16 protein-coding genes and 1 pseudogene are annotated in these 18,235 nt (G+C 65.8%); 7 read left to right on the top strand and 10 right to left on the bottom strand.

The features are described from left to right. Window positions 1-69: 69 nt before the first annotated feature. Window positions 70-303, top strand: coding sequence for a hypothetical protein (locus B4A72_RS03750; protein WP_292951530.1), 234 nt, complete (start codon window positions 70-72; stop codon window positions 301-303). Here B4A72_RS03750 and B4A72_RS03755 read toward each other — a convergent pair. The 5 genes from B4A72_RS03755 to B4A72_RS03775 all read right to left on the bottom strand — a co-directional run bounded on the left by B4A72_RS03755 (window position 294) and on the right by B4A72_RS03775 (window position 4,003). Beyond that, complete coding sequence (locus tag B4A72_RS03755; RefSeq protein ID WP_292951533.1) at window positions 294-635, bottom strand: DUF2853 family protein; 342 nt, start codon at window positions 633-635, stop codon at window positions 294-296. The two genes, B4A72_RS03750 and B4A72_RS03755, sit on opposite strands and share 10 nt — an antisense overlap. Before the next feature lie 74 nt (window positions 636-709). Continuing rightward, window positions 710-2,002 (bottom strand): TRAP transporter large permease, encoded by a 1,293-nt coding sequence (locus B4A72_RS03760; protein WP_292951536.1) that lies wholly within the window; start codon window positions 2,000-2,002, stop codon window positions 710-712. Beyond that, entirely contained in the window at window positions 1,995-2,489 is a 495-nt protein-coding gene (locus B4A72_RS03765; RefSeq protein ID WP_292951539.1) for a TRAP transporter small permease, read from the bottom strand. The genes B4A72_RS03760 and B4A72_RS03765 overlap by 8 nt, the downstream gene beginning before the upstream one ends. A 5-nt stretch (window positions 2,490-2,494) precedes the next feature. Continuing rightward, window positions 2,495-3,463 carry a TRAP transporter substrate-binding protein gene (locus B4A72_RS03770; RefSeq protein ID WP_292951542.1) on the bottom strand — a complete coding sequence of 323 codons (969 nt, stop codon included), beginning with the start codon at window positions 3,461-3,463 and terminating at the stop codon, window positions 2,495-2,497. Window positions 3,464-3,571: 108 nt separating this feature from the next. Continuing rightward, window positions 3,572-4,003, bottom strand: a complete 432-nt coding sequence (locus tag B4A72_RS03775) for a hypothetical protein (protein ID WP_292951545.1) — start codon at window positions 4,001-4,003, stop codon at window positions 3,572-3,574. A 289-nt stretch (window positions 4,004-4,292) separates the two neighbouring features. Between B4A72_RS03775 and B4A72_RS03780 the strand changes: the two genes are divergently transcribed. The 3 genes from B4A72_RS03780 (at window position 4,293) to B4A72_RS03790 (ending at window position 11,972) form a co-directional block, all read left to right on the top strand. Continuing rightward, a complete protein-coding gene (locus tag B4A72_RS03780; RefSeq protein WP_292951548.1) occupies window positions 4,293-5,219 on the top strand; it encodes a glucokinase in 927 nt (308 codons plus the stop codon). A 112-nt stretch (window positions 5,220-5,331) separates the two neighbouring features. Continuing rightward, window positions 5,332-7,191, top strand: coding sequence for an autotransporter assembly complex protein TamA (locus B4A72_RS03785; RefSeq protein WP_292978106.1), 1,860 nt, complete (start codon window positions 5,332-5,334; stop codon window positions 7,189-7,191). Then, window positions 7,191-11,972, top strand: a complete 4,782-nt coding sequence (locus B4A72_RS03790; protein WP_292978107.1) for a translocation/assembly module TamB domain-containing protein — start codon at window positions 7,191-7,193, stop codon at window positions 11,970-11,972. Before B4A72_RS03785 ends, B4A72_RS03790 begins: the two co-directional genes overlap by 1 nt. Window positions 11,973-11,996: 24 nt before the next feature. On the opposite strand, the gene B4A72_RS03795 is transcribed toward B4A72_RS03790, so the two are convergent. Beyond that, the gene (locus B4A72_RS03795; protein ID WP_292978108.1) at window positions 11,997-13,616 is read right to left on the bottom strand and encodes a PAS-domain containing protein; all 1,620 of its coding nucleotides are present in this window, start codon (window positions 13,614-13,616) and stop codon (window positions 11,997-11,999) included. A gap of 48 nt (window positions 13,617-13,664) precedes the next feature. Next, window positions 13,665-14,990, bottom strand: a complete 1,326-nt coding sequence (locus B4A72_RS03800; RefSeq protein WP_292951560.1) for an ActS/PrrB/RegB family redox-sensitive histidine kinase — start codon at window positions 14,988-14,990, stop codon at window positions 13,665-13,667. Window positions 14,991-15,082: 92 nt separating this feature from the next. Between B4A72_RS03800 and B4A72_RS03805 the strand changes: the two genes are divergently transcribed. The 3 genes from B4A72_RS03805 to B4A72_RS03815 all read left to right on the top strand — a co-directional run bounded on the left by B4A72_RS03805 (window position 15,083) and on the right by B4A72_RS03815 (window position 16,730). Continuing rightward, window positions 15,083-15,718, top strand: a complete 636-nt coding sequence (locus tag B4A72_RS03805) for an SCO family protein (protein ID WP_292978109.1) — start codon at window positions 15,083-15,085, stop codon at window positions 15,716-15,718. A 67-nt stretch (window positions 15,719-15,785) separates the two neighbouring features. After that, window positions 15,786-16,340, top strand: coding sequence for an ActR/PrrA/RegA family redox response regulator transcription factor (locus B4A72_RS03810; protein WP_292978111.1), 555 nt, complete (start codon window positions 15,786-15,788; stop codon window positions 16,338-16,340). 78 nt (window positions 16,341-16,418) lie between these two features. Further along, window positions 16,419-16,730, top strand: a complete 312-nt coding sequence (locus B4A72_RS03815; RefSeq protein ID WP_292951569.1) for an H-NS histone family protein — start codon at window positions 16,419-16,421, stop codon at window positions 16,728-16,730. A 55-nt stretch (window positions 16,731-16,785) separates the two neighbouring features. Here the strand turns inward: B4A72_RS03815 and B4A72_RS03820 are convergent, their stop codons facing one another. The 3 genes and pseudogenes from B4A72_RS03820 to B4A72_RS03830 all read right to left on the bottom strand — a co-directional run. Next, window positions 16,786-17,418 carry an HD family hydrolase gene (locus B4A72_RS03820; protein WP_292951571.1) on the bottom strand — a complete coding sequence of 211 codons (633 nt, stop codon included), beginning with the start codon at window positions 17,416-17,418 and terminating at the stop codon, window positions 16,786-16,788. A gap of 15 nt (window positions 17,419-17,433) precedes the next feature. Further along, window positions 17,434-17,961 (bottom strand): protein-export chaperone SecB, encoded by a 528-nt coding sequence (secB, locus tag B4A72_RS03825; RefSeq protein WP_292951574.1) that lies wholly within the window; start codon window positions 17,959-17,961, stop codon window positions 17,434-17,436. Between the two features lie 57 nt (window positions 17,962-18,018). Next, window positions 18,019-18,235 (bottom strand): annotated as a pseudogene (locus B4A72_RS03830) (hypothetical protein); the annotation flags it as partial.

Here is an 18,235-nt window from a genome sequence, read left to right on the forward strand (position 1 = left end):
ACCTTTCGACACGAAATTCTTTGCGAAACTGTCTGACACAGCCTCCCGCGGAGGGAAAGGGAACATTCCGTGATCCGCCGCGAGACGCGCGACGGTCCGGCCATCCTGACCCTTGACCGCCCCGCCCCGCCCAATTCCCTGGCCGAGGCGATGTTGCGCGATCTGACCGCCCGCCTCGACAATCTGGCCGCGTCCGATTGCCGGGCGCCGGTTGGGGCCGCGACCGCACTGGCGGCCGATGGCCCTGCGGCATCGGCCGCCCATGCCGCCGCGATCAGGCGGATGGCCTCGGTTCAGGCATAGACCGATTGTTTCTTGAAGTGCTGGCACAGCAGGTAATAGACGACCGCGCGGTATTTGCTGCGGTTCGACCGGCCGTATCTGTCGATCACCGCGTGGACGCCTTCCATCAGTGCCGGACCGTCGGGAAGCCCCAGCTTTTTCATCAGATAGTTCTTTCGGATCCGGTCCAGTTCGGCCTCGTCGCTGGCCGCGACGGTTTCGGCGTCGTTGTTGTAGATCGACGGACCGCAGCCGATCGTCACCTTGCGCAGCAGGTCCATGTCGGGTTCGACCCCCAGCTTGTCGCGGATGTCGCCGGCATATTTCCCGATCAGTTCGTCACGCTTGCTCATCTCTCCCTCCGGGTTTTCGTATCGGACCGGGGCAGGATGCGGCGAGGTCTGACATTTATCAACAAATTCCGCCCCTAGCCGCGCGAGAAGCCGCTGATGGCGGGCAGCCAGGTCGAAAGGCCGGGCACGAAGGTCAGGATCGCCAGAACCACCAGCGCGGCCAGAAAGAAGGGCGGCAATTCGCGGATCAGCGCCGAGGGGCGCTGGTTGGTGGCCGAGGCAACGACGAAGATCAGGCCGCCGACCGGGGGCGTGATCAGTCCGAAGGTCAGGTTGACGATCACGATGATCGCGAAGTGATCGGCGGCGATGCCGAGGCTGTTGGCGATGGGTGCCAGGATCGGCACAAGGATCATCACCCCCGGCAGCGGGTCCATGAACATGCCGAAGACCAGCAGAAGCAGGTTGACCATCAGCAGAAAGGCGACGGGCGACAGGTTCATCGCGATCACCGCGTCGGCCATCGCCTGCGGCACGCCCTCGATGATCAGCACCCAGGCAAAGGCGCGCGCGCCGGCAAGGATCATCAGCACCGCGACCGACATGATCCCGGCCCGCCAGAACGCCCCCCAGAGATCCGCGAATGTGAAGCCGCGATAGATCACGGCGCTGACGAGGATCGCATAGACGACGGCGATGACGGATGCCTCGGTCGGCGTGAACACACCGCCGCGGATGCCGCCCACGATCAGCACCACCAGAGCCAGCGCCGGCAGCGCGGCGACGGTGTTGCGGATCATCTGCAGGACGGGCGGACGCGGTTCGGCGCTGCGATAGCCGCGCTTGCGGCTGATCCACCAGTTCACCCCGGCCATCGCGGCGGAAATCAGCAGCCCCGGCAGGATCCCGGCCATGAACAGCGACCCCACCGACACGTTGCGGTCCTGCAGCGCATAGATGATCATCGTGATCGAGGGCGGGATGATCGGGCCGACGACCGATGTGGCGATGGTCAGCGCCCCGGCATAGGCGCGGCTGTAGCCGCCCTTCTCCATCATCCGCACCATCATCGCCCCCGGCCCCGCCGCATCCGCCAGCGCCGAGCCTGAAATTCCCGCGAACAGGGTCGAGGTCAGGACATTGGCATAGCCCAGCCCACCCCGCAGATGGCCCACGAATTGCGCGGCAAAGCGCAGCAGCATGGCGGAAATCGCACCCGCCGACATGATTTCGGCTGCCAGGATGAAGAAGGGCACGGCCAGCAGGGGAAAGCTGTCGAGGCCGGTGAACATCTCCTTGACGACGACCACCAGCGGATAGCTGCCCGCCAGCGACACCGCCGCAAAGGCCGCCATCGCCAGCGCGAAGGCCACCGGCACGCCGAGGATCATCAGGATCAGGAAGGCGGCGACCAGGATCTCAACCACGCGCGGCCTCGTCGGTGGCGTTGAAACCCGCCTGCAGGTATCGCGGGGCGATCAGCGCCAGATGCACCATCATCAGCGCGAAGCCGGCGGGCATCGCGGCATAGACCCAGTACATCGGCAATCGAAGCGCGGCGGATTTCTGGATCGCCATGCGATTCATGTAGTCGATGCCAACCCAGACCATGAAACCGAAGAAAGCGAACAGGATCAGAAGGATGGCCCAGCGGAGCGCGCGCTGCGCGGGGCCGGGCAGTGCCTCTTGCGCATTGGCGATGGCGACATGGGCACCCTCGCGCAGGGCCAGCCCGGCACCAAGGAAGGTCAGCCAGATCATCGTGTAGCGCGCGACCTCGTCCGACCATGTCAGCGAGAATCCCAGCAGGTAGCGCCCGGCCACATTCGCGCCGACGACCGCCGCCATCACCGCGAGGCCGGCGATGACGACGGTGCCGTTCAGCACCACGAACAGGCGTTCCAGCCGGCGCATCGGCCCTATTGTTCGGCCTGGATGCGGTCCATCAGATCCTTGCCGAACTGCGCCTCGTAGTCCTTGTAGGGGCCTTCCAGCGCGGCGCGGAAGGCGGCCTTCTGGTCGGGCGTCAATTCGTTGACCTGCATTCCGGCCTGTTTCAGTGTCTCGACACCCGAAGCCTCGACCTCATCGACATAGGCCCGCATCGCCGTGACCGCATCCTTGGCGGCCTTGTCGAAAGCGGCCTTCTGGCTGTCGTCGAGACTGTTCCACAGCGCGGGGGAAATCAGGATGACGGCGGGAGAATAGACGTGGCCGTCCAGCGTCAGGTATTTCTGCACCTCGTTCAGCTTGGCCGAAACGATCACCGAAAGCGGATTTTCCTGGCCGTCGATGGCGCCCTGTTGCAGCGCCCCGATCACCTCGGGCCAGGCCATCGGCGTGGGCGCGGCGCCAAGCGCCTCGAACGCCTTGATATGGACCGGGTTTTCCATCGTGCGGATCTTCAGCCCCTTGGCATCGGCGGGGGTGGTGATGGGTCCCCGATTATTCGTGATATGGCGAAAGCCCTGCTCGCCCCAGGCCAGCGCGTGCAGCCCGGCCTCGTCGAACCTGGCCAGCATTTCCTGCCCGATCTCGCCGTCCAGGACGCGGCGCGCATGATCGAGACTGCTGAACAGGAACGGCACGTCGAAGACGCCCACTTCGGGCACGAAATTCGACAGCGTTCCGGTCGACACGATGGTCATGTCCACCGTGCCAAGCTGCACACCCTCGACCACTTCGCGTTCGCCGCCAAGTCCCGACGAGGGAAAATCCTTGAAGGTGAAAGCATCGCCCAACTGGTCGGTGACCGATTTCTCGAAGGCCTTGGCCGCGACGCCGTAATGGCTGTCCTCGGCCAGCGCATAGCCGATCTTCACCTCTCTGGCGGCGGCGGGCGTGGCGAAGACCGCGCCCAAAAGCGCGGCGGTGCAGATGTGTTTCATGAGATCCTCCCTCTTGCGGCGCGATCCTGCATGACCCGAAGGCCATGCGCAATCGCGGTTCCGGCCGCAAGAAAAGCCTGAAATGGCGCGGAGGATCAAGCCTCGCCGTCAGCGCAGGCCGGCGGTCGTGTAATAGACCTCGGCCGCCTTGCGATCGTCATAGCCGATCCCCGAGGCGATGATGCAGCTTGTATCATCGGGCCGCGTGGCGACCAGCGTCCAGGTTCCCATCTGGTCCGAGCCCCACAATTCGGTCCCGTCACGCCGGCTGACATCGACGGGGGCTTCGTTGAAATCATGCTTCAGAGTAGAGCTGATCTCGTCGTTCACCGCGCAATAGGGCTGATCACCGACCGCCATATCCGAGGTCGGAAGGCTCTGCGCCTGGTTCAGAAGGGTCGCGATGTCCACGCCCTCCATGGCGGGCCACCCCTGGATTGGCTGATCGGAACGGATTGCCGAAAGTCCGGGCAGGGCCGTCAGCAGAACGACGCTGCCGGCCATTGTCAGGCGGGCGATGCGGTTTGCAGAGCGGATCATCGGTTCGGGCCTTTCCTTGCGTTTTCTGATGCTGAAACGCGCGATTTCGGGGGTTTGTTCCCCTGCGGCGATTCCGGCCCCGGACAACGCCGCTTCTGGCGGCCGGCAAGACCCCTGCCCCGCGCGGCGTCTGGGCCGCCGGTCGCGATGGCCGGATTCGTGGCGCAAACCCCGTCGGCGGCGGCCGGAACAGGGTCCGGCGCGTCCATGGCCTTCGCCCTCTCGCAACTTTCCCGGATCTCGCCTAAGGATGGGGAACGGCAGAAAATGCAGGGCGAGGAGTAACGGAATGGCGATGCTTCTGGGGGATGTCGGCGGCACCAATGCCCGGCTTGCCATCGCGCGAAACGGGGTCATCGACGATAACACCGTGACCCGCTTTCGCGGCGACGATTTCGCCAGTTTCGACGATGTCGTGCGGCGCTTTCAGAAGGACCAGGACCAGCCGCGCATCACCTCGGTCTGTATCGCGGTGGCGGGGCCGGTCAGCGGCGGCAAGGCCAGCCTGACGAACCGTGACTGGGATTTCGACGAACACCGCCTTGCCCGGCTGACCGATGCGGATCATGTGCGGCTGATCAACGATCTGACCGCGCTTGGCTATGCCACGCCGTCGCTGTCGGGCGACGGGCTGGCGGTCCTGCGCGAGGCGCCCGAGGATCGCGCCCGCAACGGTCAGGCGCTGGTCGTGGGGCTTGGGACCGGCTTCAACGTCTGCGCCGTCCGCGCGCTGCCCGGTGGCGCGATCACCGCGATGGAGGCCGAAGAAGGGCACACCCACCTGCCCGCCAACATCTGGCAGCGCCTGTCCGAAACCGTCGGCGCCGAGGCCGCCCGCGCCTTCACCTCGACCGAGGAAACCTTTTCCGGCCGTGGCCTGTCACGGTTCCACGCCGCCCGCACCGGCACCGATCCGGTTCCCGGCGAAAGGATCGCCAGGGCGGCAGAGGCCGGCGATCCGCAGGCCGTCGCGACCTATGATCTGTTCGCCGAGATGGTCGGCCTGATGTGCCGCGAACTGACGCTGCATTTCATGCCGCTGGAGGGCCTGTATCTGGCCGGCAGCGTCGGGCGCAGCATCGCCGACCGGATAGACCGCTTCAGCACCGGGCTGCTGTCCCAGCCCTTCATGCGCCATATTCCCGAAAACACGCCGATCTTCCTGATCCGTGACGACATGGCCGCGCTTCAGGGATGCCTGGCCGCATTGTCCTGACGCCACGATGCGCCAAAAAAGGTTAACGCGGCCCCCCTTTTCGCAGGAATTGCTGGATTCCGCGGCGCAATCCTGCTCAAATCGCCAAAAGCAAGAATTGCAGGGCAGGACGATGCGGGCATATCTGCGGGCGGCACTTGTCGTCTTCACGGCACTGGGTTTCGGGGGAATGGCGCTTGGCCAATCCTCGTCCCCGTTCTCGGGCCTGTTCGGCCGCGGCAGCCAATCCGAAGGTCCGGTCGATCTGCAAATCACGGTCGCCGGCAACCAGGACGGGCTGGATCGCGAAATTCGCAACAGTTCGCTCATCAAGGGCGCGCTGGACGAGGATCGCACCACCGGGCAGGACGTCTTCGCCGCGGCCCGCGCCGATTATGCCCGGATCCTGGGCCTGCTCTATGACAAGGGGTTCTATTCTCCGGTCATCAACATCACGCTGGACGGCGTCGAGGCGGCCGAGGTCGCGCCGCTGGATGCGCCCCGGGTCGTGCGCAAGGTCGTGATCCGCGTCGATCCCGGTCCCGGCTTCAAGTTCTCGCGCGCCCAGATCGCGCCTGTCGCGCCCGGATCCGACATTCCGGGCGAATATGCCGTGGGTGAGACCGCGGGCACCGGCACGATCAAGGCGGCCGCCGCGGCGGGCGTGGATGGCTGGCGCAATGACGGCCACGCCAAGGCCGTTGTCGGCAGCCAGAGCATCGTCGCCGATCACGACCAGAATACCGTGGACAGCCGAATCGGGCTGAATCCCGGCCCGGCGGTTACCTTCGGCAGGCTGAACATGACGGGCTACGAGCGGATGAAGCCGCGCCGCCTGCGCAAGATCGCGGGCCTGCCCGAAGGTCAGCCCTTCGATCCCGACGATATCGAGACGGTTCGCAAGCGGCTGCGCCGCACTGGCGTCTTCTCGGCGATCACGCTGGAAGAGGCCGACCAGCTTGGGCCGGACAACAGCATGGATGTGAACCTGACCGTGGTGGAACAGAAACTGCGCCGGATCGGGGCGGGATTCGAAATCTCGAACACCGATGGTGCGATGGTTTCGGCCTACTGGATGCACCGCAACCTGCTGGGCGGGGGCGAGCGGTTGCGGATCGAAGGCAAGGTCAAGGATATCGGCTCGAAGACCAGCGGGCGCGACGAGGACCTGACCTTCCGTCTCGACCGTCCGGCGACGATCACGCCGGATACCACCGCCTATGTCGAAACCCGGCTGGCCCGGATGCGCGAAGAGGATTACGATTCCGATTCGGCTTCGGTCGGGCTGGGCTTCAACCGTATCTTCAGCGACCGGCTGACCACCAACCTGGCCGTCGAATACCAGTTCTCGCGCGTGTTCGACGCCAACGGGCAACGGGATTTCAAGGTTCTCGCTTTCCCGCTGAGCGTGACATGGGACCAGCGCGACGAACCGACCGACGCCAGGAAGGGCTATTATCTCAGCGCCGATGCCGCGCCCTTCAAGGGCTTCGGCGGCACCGATGACGGTGTCCGCTTGCTGGGCGAGGCGCGCGGTTTCTATTCGCTGGGCCAGGATGACAGGTTCACGCTGGCCGGCCGCGCCCGGCTGGGCAGCGTGCTGGGCAGCGATATCCGGAACACGCCGCGCGACTATCTGTTCTTTTCGGGCGGCGGCGGAACCGTGCGCGGCCAGCCCTATCAATCGCTGGGCGTCGAAGTGATTCCCAGCCCGGACGGCCCGATCATGACCGGCGGCATGAGCGTCGCGACGCTGAACGCCGAGATGCGGTTCCAGGTCCGCGAGCGGATCGGACTGGTCGCCTTTGCCGATTACGGCCGCGTCTGGTCCGAAGGTTCCTTTGGCGGCGACAGCGGCGATCATGCCGGCGCCGGCATCGGGGTGCGATACAAGACGCCGATCGGGCCGCTGCGATTCGACATCGCCGCGCCGGTCTCGGGCAAGACCGGCAACGGCGTTCAGGTCTATCTGGGGCTGGGGCAGGCATTCTGATGCGCACGATCTGGATTCTTCTTCTCGCGATGTTCCTGCCGCTGGCGGCCCATGCGCAAAGCGCGGCCGACATCTCGGCCGAGGTCTCGGACGACAAGGGCTTCATCACCCGGCTGCTGGAGCGGAACCTGTCGGGTCAGGGGCGCCGCATCTCGATCGACGGGTTTCAGGGGGCGCTGTCCTCGCGCGCGACCTTCACCCAGATGACCATTGCGGACGCAGATGGCGTCTGGCTGACGCTTGAGAACGGCGCCATCCAGTGGAACCGCTCGGCGCTGTTGCGCGGCCGGGTCGATATCGCCGAATTGTCGGCCGAACGCATCAGCCTGCCGCGCCTGCCGGGCGCGGGCGGGGCGGCGGCGCCCAAGGCCGAGACCACGGAATTCGCGCTGCCCGAACTGCCGGTCGGCGTCGAGATCAAGGAAATCCGCGCCGGCCGCGTCGAATTGGGCCAGCCGGTGATCGGCGTCGAGGCGGCGATCTCCATCGACGGCAGCATGAGCCTTGCCGGCGGCGAGGGCGCGGCCAAACTGACCATCGACCGTCTGGACGGGCCGCGCGGCCAGTTCGTGCTGGATGCGGGCTATTCGAACGGAACCAAGGTCCTGCGCGTCAATCTGGGCCTGGACGAGGCGGCCGACGGCCTGCTGGTGAACCTCGTCAACCTCTATGACAAGCCCTCGGTCACGGCGCAGATCAGCGGCGAAGGCGAGATCAAGGATTTCATGGCCGACATCCGTCTGGCGACGGACGGCCAGCAGCGTGTCACCGGATCGGTGGGGGCGAATGCGGGGGCAGGGCCCGATGGCAGCCCCGGCACGAATTTCCGCGTCCAGCTTGGCGGCGACATCGCCACCCTGCTGCCGCCCGAGGATCGTGCATTTTTCGGAACCGGAACGCAATTGACGGCCGAAGGCTGGCGCGGCGACGACGGGCGGCTGAACCTGCCGGTGCTCAAACTGGCCACCGATGCGCTTGGGATCGACGGTCGGCTTTCGCTGAATGCCAAGAATGCGCCGGAAACCGCGCAGCTTCTGATCACGCTGGGCCGTGACGCCAATGCGTCGCAGGTTCCCGTCGCGCTGCCTTTCGCGCAGGACACGACAGTGGAGTCGGGACGGCTGGAACTGCAATACGATTCGGCCGAGGGACAGGGCTGGACCCTGACCGGCCGCGTCGGCCAGCTGGATCAGGGCCAGGTCACGATCGGCGCGCTGACGCTGGACGGGGCGGGCGCGGTGGTGCTGGATAATGGCGCGCTGTCCAACGTGTCGGGCAGGATCGGCTTTGGCGGACAGCGGATGGACTTTGCCGATCGCGGTCTGGCCGAGGCTATCGGGACGCAGCTGGACGGATCGGCCCAGTTCGATTTCACGCCCGGAAATGCCGTCGAATTGTCCGAGGTTACGGTGAACGGCGCGGATTACGGCCTGTCGGGATATTTCCTGGTCTCCGGCCTGTCCAGCGGCTTCCTGATCTCGGCCGATGCCGAGGCGCGCTATGACGATCTCGCGCGGCTGTCGGTCATCGCGAACCGGTCGATCAAGGGCAGCGCGAACGCATCGGTGACCGGCTACTACAACGTCCTGACCAAGGGTTTCGACATCGACGCCGAAGCCACCGGACAGAATATCGCGCTGGACCAGCCGCAGGTGGATCGGCTGCTTGCCGGCCAGTCGCGGATCAGGCTGGCGGCGCGGCGCGACCAGACCGGGATCGAACTGAGCCGTTTCGATATCAACGCCCAGCGGCTGACCGCGCAGGCGCAGGGCTATCTGAACAGCCTGTCCAGCGACGTGAAGGCGACGATCTCGATGCCTTCGTTGCAGGACGCCGATCCCAACTTCTCGGGCGCGCTGCAGGCCGAGGCCAATCTGACCGGCGCCGCCGGGGCGCGGCGGTTGTCGGTCAGTGGCGAGGCGAACGATCTGAAGATCGGGATCGCGGCGCTGGACGGAGCCCTTCAGGGGCGCACCAGCCTGGCCATCATCGCGGCCGAACAGGATGGCGGCTATCAGGTCGAGACGCTGCAATTGTCAAACCCGCAACTGGATGCCAAGGCCAAGGGAAGCTTCGTGACGGGCGCGCTGGACGCGACGGCGACCTTCGAACTGCCCGATCTGTCGGCGCTGCGCTCTGATTGGCGCGGCGGCTTTACCGCCCGGGCCAGCCTGACGGAACGGGACGGCACGCGCTTTCTGGATCTGACCGGAAAAGGCCAGGATCTCAGCCTCGGGCTTGCCAATGGCAACGAGGCGCTGACCGGCACCACCGATCTGGTGGTCAAGGCCGAGGAAAAGGACGGCCTGATCACCCTGCGCGACCTGCGACTGGTGAATGACCAGTTGAACGCGACGGCCCGCGGCACCTATGGTCAGGGCGAAACCGATCTGACGGCCCGGCTTGACATCGCTTCGCTGGCGCCGTTCGGGCCGGATTGGGGCGGATCGCTGAACGCCGATGCGATGCTGGTGCAGCGCCAGGACGGCATCCGGCGCCTGGATCTGACCGGCACCGCCCGCGATCTGGCCATCGGCCAGCCGCAGGTGGACGGCGCCTTCCGGGGAGAGACCCGGCTTGCCGTCAAGGCCGAAGAGGACAAGGGCACGGTCACGTTGCGGGACGTGCGGATTTCGAACCCGCAGCTTTCGGCCACCGCAAGCGGCGTCTATGGCAAGGGCGTGACCGACCTGACGGCCTCCGCGCAGATCGCGTCGCTGGCCTCGTTCGGCCCCGGCTGGCGCGGCACGATGACCCTGGACGGGACCTTCCGTGAAAGCGGCGATGGCGCGCGGCGGCTGGCGGTGCGCGGCAGCGGGCAGGATCTGTCCTTCGGGCAGGCGCAGGTCGATGGCGCGCTGGCCGGCGAGACCCGGCTGTCGGTGATGGCTGTCGAACGCGACGGTGTCTTCACCATCGATCAGGCACAGCTGGAAAATCCCCGCCTCAGCGCGAATGCGACCGGCACCCTTGGCGGCGGCAAGACCGACATCTCTGCGCAGTTGAACGCCGCCGACCTGCGCTTTCTGGGCAATGGGATCCGCGGCTCGCTGAGCGCCGATGCAAGTCTGGTCGAAGAAAACGGCCTGCGCCGGATCACCGCGACCGGCCGCGCGAACGGGCTGGCTATCGGGCAGGACCGGATCGATCCGATCCTGCGCGGCCAGACCGGCTTCGACGTGGCGGCGACGCAATCGGCGTCGGGCCTGTCCTTCCAGCGCCTTCAGGTCCGCAATCCGCAGTTGCGGGTCGATGCCGATGGCGACACCGCCAGCGGCATGAACGTCTCGGCCCGGCTGACCGATCTGGGACTGGTCCTGCGCGAATTGCCCGGCGCGCTGAGCGTGGACGGCACGATCCGCGAATCGGGTCAGGATTTCGCGGTCGATCTGGCCGTCGTCGCGCCGGGGGACACGCGGCTGCAAATCTCGGGTTCGGCGGCGCGGAATTTCTCGGACACGAACCTGGACATTTCCGGCAACACCAACGCCTCGATCGCCAACAGCTTCATTCGCACGCGCAGCATCGAGGGGCCGGTCAGCGTCGATGTCAGTGTGAACGGTCCGCCATCGCTGAACGCGGTCAGCGGCCGCATCCAGCTCAGCGGCGGTGAACTGGCCGATCCCGGCCTGGGCGTGCGTCTGCAGGGATTGAACGTCACCGCCGATCTTCGGAACGGCCGCATCCTGGTAGATGCGCGGAGCGGCGTCGCGGCGGGCGGATCGCTGGCCGTTTCCGGACCGGTCGATCTGCAGGCGGGCAATCTGGATCTGACCATCGTGCTGGACAATCTGGTCGCGCGCGATCCGAACCTCTACGAGACGCAACTGAACGGGCAATTGACGATGAGCGGCAACATGGCCTCGGGCCCGCTGATCGCCGGCACCGTCAATGTCGGCGCGACCGAGATCCGAATCCCCTCGACCGGACTCGGCGGGGCAAAGGCCATTCCGGATATCCAGCATGTCGGTGCAGAGCGTCCGCCGGTTCGCGGCACCCGGGCCAAGGCCGGGCTGGAGGATTATCCCAGCCAGGCGTCGCGCGATGCCGGCATGGCCGGCCCGCCCTCGACCCCGCCGGCCAATCCGCCGCGGCTGGACCTGCAGATCAATGCGCCGAACCAGATCTTCATCCGCGGCCGCGGCGTCGATGCCGAAATGGGTGGCGCGCTGCGGGTCACGGGAACCACGCGCAACGTGATCCCCATCGGTCAGCTGGAACTGATCCGGGGCCGGGTCGATCTGCTGGGCAAGCGGTTCGATCTGGCCGAGGGGCTGGTCGAATTGCAGGGCAGCCTGGTGCCGGTGATCCGGCTGGTGGCCGAAACCTCGCAGAACGGGATCACGACCCGGGTCATCATCGATGGCGAGGCGCGCGATCCCGAGATCACCTTCGAATCCTCGCCCGAATTGCCCGAGGAAGAGGTCCTGTCGCAGTTGCTGTTCGGCCGGGGCCTGGACAATATCAGTCCGCTTCAGGCCGCCCAGCTTGCCAATGCGATCGCGGTGCTGGCCGGGCGCGGCGGCGAAGGAATCGTCGGCAATCTGCGCAACCAGTTCGGCCTGGACGATCTGGACCTTCAGACCGACGCCGAGGGAAATGTGCAGGTCCGTGCGGGCAAGTATCTCAGCGAAAATCTTTATACCGACGTGGCCGTCGGCAATAACGGCAAGAGCACGATCAACCTCAACCTGGACGTGACCGAAAGCCTGACCGCGCGCGGTTCGGTGGACAGCGAAGGTCAGAGCACGCTGGGCATCTATTTCGAGCGCGACTACTGAGGACGGAGGCCGCGCGGGCGGTGCCTAATCCGCGCCCACGGCCCGGGTCAGAAGCGGGGCGGCCCCGTCCTGACCGGGTGTCGTGGCGACGATCTCGGCCCGGCGGAAGCGCAGCAATTGCCGCGCGCCGCCGATCCGGGTGACCCGCCAATCCAGCAGCGCGCCATCCGGTCCGGTAATCAGGCCGGTGTCACGCGAGGTTTCCGACCCTGCCGTCAGCCGGGCGCGCAGGGCGGCAAAGCCCGGACCGTTCTCGACCCTTCCTTCCCAATCGCTCAGCGCCTCGGCAAGGGTGGTGGCGCTGCCGCCCCAGATCCGGCGATAAGACTGGTTCGTCATCAGGATCTGGCCGCTTGACGAGAAGGCCGCCAGCCCGTCATCCAGCCCGTCGATGACATTTTCGCCCAGCGACAGATCGGCGCGGAATTTCCGGGTCAGCGAGATTTCCGAGGTGATGTCCTCGAACAGGAAAGCCACCGCGCCATCGGGATGCGGCCGTCCGGTGACGCGATAGGTCTGCCCGCCCGGCAGCGACCAGGTCTCGACATGGTGGCCGGTGGCGGCGGCGCTTTCCAGATTGTTCATGTGCTGGCGCCAGCTGCGGAAATCCTTGGGCTCGGGAACCATGCGCGATTCGCGCAACTGATCCAGCAGGTCGAACAGGGTCGGCCGCGCGGTCAGGAATCCGGTCGGCAGCCCGGTCAGGTCGATCAGCGCCGGGTTGAACAATTGCAGGTGCCGCTGGCGGTCGAAGATGGCCAGTCCGATGGGCAGGTCGGCAAAGGTCTTGGTCAGCGTCTGGACGAATTCGCGAAGGCTGCGCTCGGCCCGGACGGCGGCATCGGCGGGCAGGGCGAACATCATCGTCTGGTCGCCGATCTGATGGCTGTGGCAATCATACCAGGACATGATCCCGTCGCTTTCCAGCGATGCGCGCCGGGTGGAGGGCCCGCCGCCCGGAGCAGGTTTGGGAGGATCCAGCAGCCGCGGCAATGGCCAGCTGAGCATGCCGCCGGCATGAGCCTCGGCCCGGCGCAGATAGGCGGCATTGGCCCAGGTGATCGCGTCGCAGGCATCCTGCCGCCAGACCAGCATCGGCGTCTGGTCCAGCGACTTGCGCAGCAGGTCAAGCTCTTCCTCCATCGCCTGCTGGGACATGGAATCGACGACGATCCCGGCATGTTCCGCCTGCGGATCGACGATGGTGACACGGACCATGGCATCCTCGATGCGTTCGGCGGTCAGGCGCAGGGCGGCGCTGCCGGCACCGTTTCCACCCAGCATTTCCACCCGACCCAGTTCGTCCAGCCGGTCCAGACGCGCAATGCCGTCGGGAAAGCGCGGCCCGGCCCATTGCCGCAGCCGCGTCCAGTCATCGTCCGGGCCATTGACCCGATCCAGCAGGGTCCGGGCCGGGGCGGTCGCATCGACCAGGGCGCCGCCGCGGAACAGAAGGATGGTGGGTTTCAGCGCCCCCTCCAGATGGTCGCGTCCCGACCGGCGGCCGGAACCCGCCGCAAGCCGGTCCCAGAACCGGATCGCCGCGATCGCCAGCAGGACCGAGATCGTCCCGGCCGCAACAGCGGTAAGAACAAGCCAATATCCCTCGAAAGCCACGTCGTCGCGCCCCCATTGCGTTTTCACAACTGTAAGGCGATCTGACTTAATGAAAAGTTAAAATGCCCGACTTGTTCAATCGAACAGAAGCGGGTTGTCCCCCAGGGCGACGCGGCTGTCGGCGCGGATGCGATCCAGCGGCCAGCGCACGGTGACGATGGCGCCGGGTCCGCCATTGGCGAAAGTCAGCACTGCCCCGGACCGTTCCAGCAGCGCCTTCGCGATGAAAAGACCAAGGCCCATGCCCTCGTATCCGCCGCGCTGGCGGCCCTCGCGCCGACTGGTAAGATAGGGGTCGCCGATGCGCGCCAGCAAGGCCGGCGGATAGCCGGGACCATCATCGCGGATGGTGATCGTCAGGTGGCGGGCGCCCTGATCGGCCTCGACCACGACACGGGATTGCGCGAAATCGACGGCGTTCTGGATCAGGTTGCGAAGGGCGTGGATGACGGCGGGATCGCGGTGAATCTCGGGCCCGTCGGCGATGATGTCCAGTTGCGGGCCGCGATCGGCATGGGGTCCGGCGGCATCTTCCAGAACCGCGTGCAAGGGCGCGCTGCGCATGTGCAGATCGTCCTTTCCGGCCCGTCCCATGCTGCGCAGGATGGTGCCGCAGCGTTCCGCCGAATCGCGCAGGGCGCGCGCGTCCTGTTGCAGGTCGGGACGGTCGTTCAACTCTTCCACCAGTTCCGAGGCGATCAGCTTGATCGTCGCCAGCGGGGTTCCCATCTCATGGGCCGCCGCCGCGACGACCCCGCCCAGATGCTGCAACCGCTGTTCCCGCGCCAGTGCCATCTGGGTGGCGAAAAGCGCGTTCGACGTGGCCGACAATTCCGCCGTGACGCGGTGGGCGTAATACGCGAAGAAGGCCACCCCGATCACCAGTGCGGCCCAATGCCCAAGCGCCAGGATCGGCGCCAGCCGCAGCACCCCGCCATCGGCATCCTGCAGCGGAATGGCCACCATCGCCGCGACCGAGATCAACGCCACCGCGGCCAGCGACAGCGCCAGCGTCTGGCGCAGGTTCAGCGAGGTCGCGGCGATGGTGACGGGGGCCAGAACCAGCAGCGCGAAGGGATTGGTCATGCCCCCGGTCAGCGCCATCAAGGCCGAATTCTGCATCAGATCGAAGCCGAGCTGCACGATGGCATGGCTGGGCGAGGCGCGCATGAAGGGCCGCAGGGACAGCCACAGGTTCATCGCGACCGCCGCGGCGATCAGCACCAGCACGGGCAGGACCGGAAAGCCGATGCTCATGAAATGCGCCACGATGACGGCGGCCAGCTGACCCGCGATGGCGATCCAGCGCAGCAGGGCAAGGGTGCGGATGCGGATCGGTTCGGGGTCGCGCGGAAGGGCGGCCGGGAAGGCGGCGCTTTTCACGGCCGGATCTGCGCTCATCTGGGGCCTCGCTGCGGCGTTCGGCGACTTGATACGCGTCGGGGAATGCGCGATCAATGCGCGCGATGACCGATGGGGCGAAAGGAAACGGCATGACCGAGGCCAAGATCATCCTGGCTGCCGCCGCGGCTGCCGCCGTGTTGTCCGTCGCGGCGGCGGGGGGCGCCTATCTTGCATTGTCCGGCAGCGACGAACGCATCGCACGGTGTGACGGCGGCGATGGCGCGGGTGGGCTGGACACCCTGGGCACCGAATTCACCCTGACCCGCGACGATGGGACGCGGGTTTCGGACAAGCAGGTCTTCGACAGGCCGACATTGCTGTATTTCGGCTACACCTCCTGCCCCGATGTCTGCCCGCTGGACAATGCGCGCAATGCCGAGGCGGTGGACATCCTGAAATCGCAGGGCAGGGATGCGCAATCGATCTTCGTCACCGTCGATCCCGGGCGCGACACTCCCGAGGTGCTGGCCCGCTTTGCCGACAGCTTTGGCGGCGCAGTGATCGGCCTGACTGGCAGCGACGCCGAGATCGCGGCCGTCAGCAAGGGCTGGCGGATTTATTCCCGGGCGAATGGCGGAAAGAACGACCGGGATTACATGGTCGATCACGCCAGCAATACCTATCTTGTCATGCCGGGAAACAGGACGGTCGATCTGTTCCCGCGTGAGGATTCGGCCGAAAAGGTCGCCGCAACCGTCGGCTGCAACCTTGACGTGGCGGCCTGACAGCCGCTTGCCGCAGGCCCGTCCATCGGGCAGTCTGCGCGCCGATGCGCGCAAGAAGGGAAACATGATGGCTGAGGATATCGCTGCCCGGATTGGTGCCGATCCGTCCTTGCTGCTGGTCGATGACGATGAATTGTTCGTGACGCGGCTGGCCCGCGCCATGGAGAAACGCGGCTTTGCCACCCGCACCGCGCTGAGCGTCAGCGAAGCGATGCGGATGATCCGTGAACAGGCGCCGGCCTTCGCGGTCATCGATCTGCGCCTCGAAGACGGCAATGGCCTGGACGTGGTCGAATCGTTGCGCGAGACGCGCGAAGATGCGCGGATCATCGTCTTGACCGGGTATGGTGCCATCGCAACCGCCGTCGCGGCGGTGAAAATGGGCGCGACCGATTATCTCGCAAAGCCCGCCGACGCAAATGACGTGACGTCGGCTTTGCTGGCTGTCGGTGACCTGCTGCCGCCTCCTCCTGAAAATCCGATGTCGGCCGATCGGGTCCGCTGGGAACATATTCAGCGCGTTTACGAGCAATGTGACCGGAATGTCAGCGAAACCGCCCGCCGTCTGCATATGCACCGACGCACGCTTCAGCGAATTCTCGCCAAACGCGGACCCCGCTGACAGGCGCAGCGAAGGGTTGAAACTTTCTCAATATAATCTAATTTTTCGTTCACCAATATTCTCACGGACGAAGAAGAAATGAACGTTGATTTTGACAAGATGACGCTGAAGGAAATGCGCGATCTACGCGCCAAGCTGGATCGGGCAATCAGTTCCTACGAGGATCGCAAGCGGCGCGAAGCGCTGGCTGCGGTCGAAGAAGCCGCGCGCGAACATGGGTTCAACCTGGCGGAGCTGACAGGCGGCAAACCCCGGCGCGCGGGCACCGTGCCCCCGAAATACGTCAATCCCAAGGATCCTACGATGACCTGGACAGGTCGTGGCCGCAAGCCGCGTTGGGTTCAGGAAAGCCTTGAGGGCGGCAAGCAACTGGAAGATCTGCTGATCTGAAAACAATCGGGGAAGGGCGTTTCATTGCGTCTTTCCCCTGAAGGTTAAAAAAGGGTTAATATTTTCCCTTTTCATCGCTGTTTCCCGTTTGATCCAGCGCCCGCATAATCGCGGAGAATTGTTCGAGAAATGCGGCGCGGACCTTCGCGGGCGGGCTGAGATCGATCTTGAGCCGGGTCAGTATCTGTTCGCCGGGGACGGGGAAAAGCTTGCGCGCCTCGGTCTCGTCGAAACCCGCGATCTGAACGGCCTCCAGTCGGGCCGAAATCCGGTCGGCGGTCTTGATCCGCTTCTTCAGTGCGGCGGGAAGGCTGGCAGGCAGACCAAAGCGGCGATGGATCGCCGCCGTCAGCCTTTCATCCATCGCGCCGTAATCCTGGCCAAGCGCCGATTTCACCGGCGAGATCATGTCCCCGATCACGTATTCGGGCGCGTCATGCAACAGCGCGGCCAGCCGCGCGGCGGGATCGGCGCGCGGATCCAGCCGGCAGAAGATATCCTCGACCAGCAGCGAATGACCGGCCACGGAATAGGGCCAGTCGCCATGCGTCTGGCCATTCCAGCGGGCGACGAAGGCCAGACCATGGGCGATGTCCTCGATCTCGATGTCGAAGGGGGTGGGGTCCAGCAGATCCAGCCTGCGGCCCGACAGCATCCGCTGCCAGGCCCGGCGCTGGCGCGGCGGCATGACCGAAGACCGCCGTCAGGACAGTTTCTGATCGGCCGGCGCGCCCTGCTGCGTCTGCGCGCGGCGCGACAATTCCTGACGATACAGCGCCACGAAATCGACCGGATCCATGTTGAAGGGTGGAAAGCCCCCGTCGCGCGTCAGATCCGAAATGATGCGCCGCACGAAGGGAAACAGCATCCGCGGGCATTCGATCATCAGGAAAGGGTGCAACTGGTCTTCGGGAACGTTCTCGATATGAAACACGCCGCCATAATCCAGTTCGACCAGGAACATGGTCTGGCCGTCACCCTTGTTGGTCGAGGTGACGCGGAATTTCGAAATCACCTCGTATTGGTGATCGGCCTGACGCTTGCGCGCGTCCAGGCTGACCTGAACGGTCATCTCGGGCTGGACCTCGCCCTGCGGCGCGCCCTTGGTGGCGACCGCGTTCTCGAAGGACAGATCGCGGATATACTGGGCCAGGATCTGCATACGGACCTGCGGCTGCGCCGCGGCCTCGGCGCCATCGGCGGCACCGTTCTGGTTATTCTCGTCGGCCATGTTCGTTCCTCGCACGTTCGGACTTGCGGCTGCTTCTATCAGGCGCGTCCTTCCGCCTCAATGCCGAGTCCAGCCCGAATGGCCGCGCCGTGGCGGCTGGTCGTCGCCTGGTTCGGGCGGCAGGTCGGGTGGCCGGCGGCTGGCGGGGTGGCGCTGATCGTCCTCGACCACATAATCGCCGTCGATCGCGCCATCGCCATATGGCGGGCGTCGCGGATCTTGTGGCGTCTCGCCCATCCGCGTCCGGGTGATCCGGACATGCCGCGCCAGATAG

This window comes from Paracoccus sp. UBA5162 (assembly GCF_002413585.1).
Classification (GTDB): Bacteria; Pseudomonadota; Alphaproteobacteria; order Rhodobacterales; family Rhodobacteraceae; genus Paracoccus.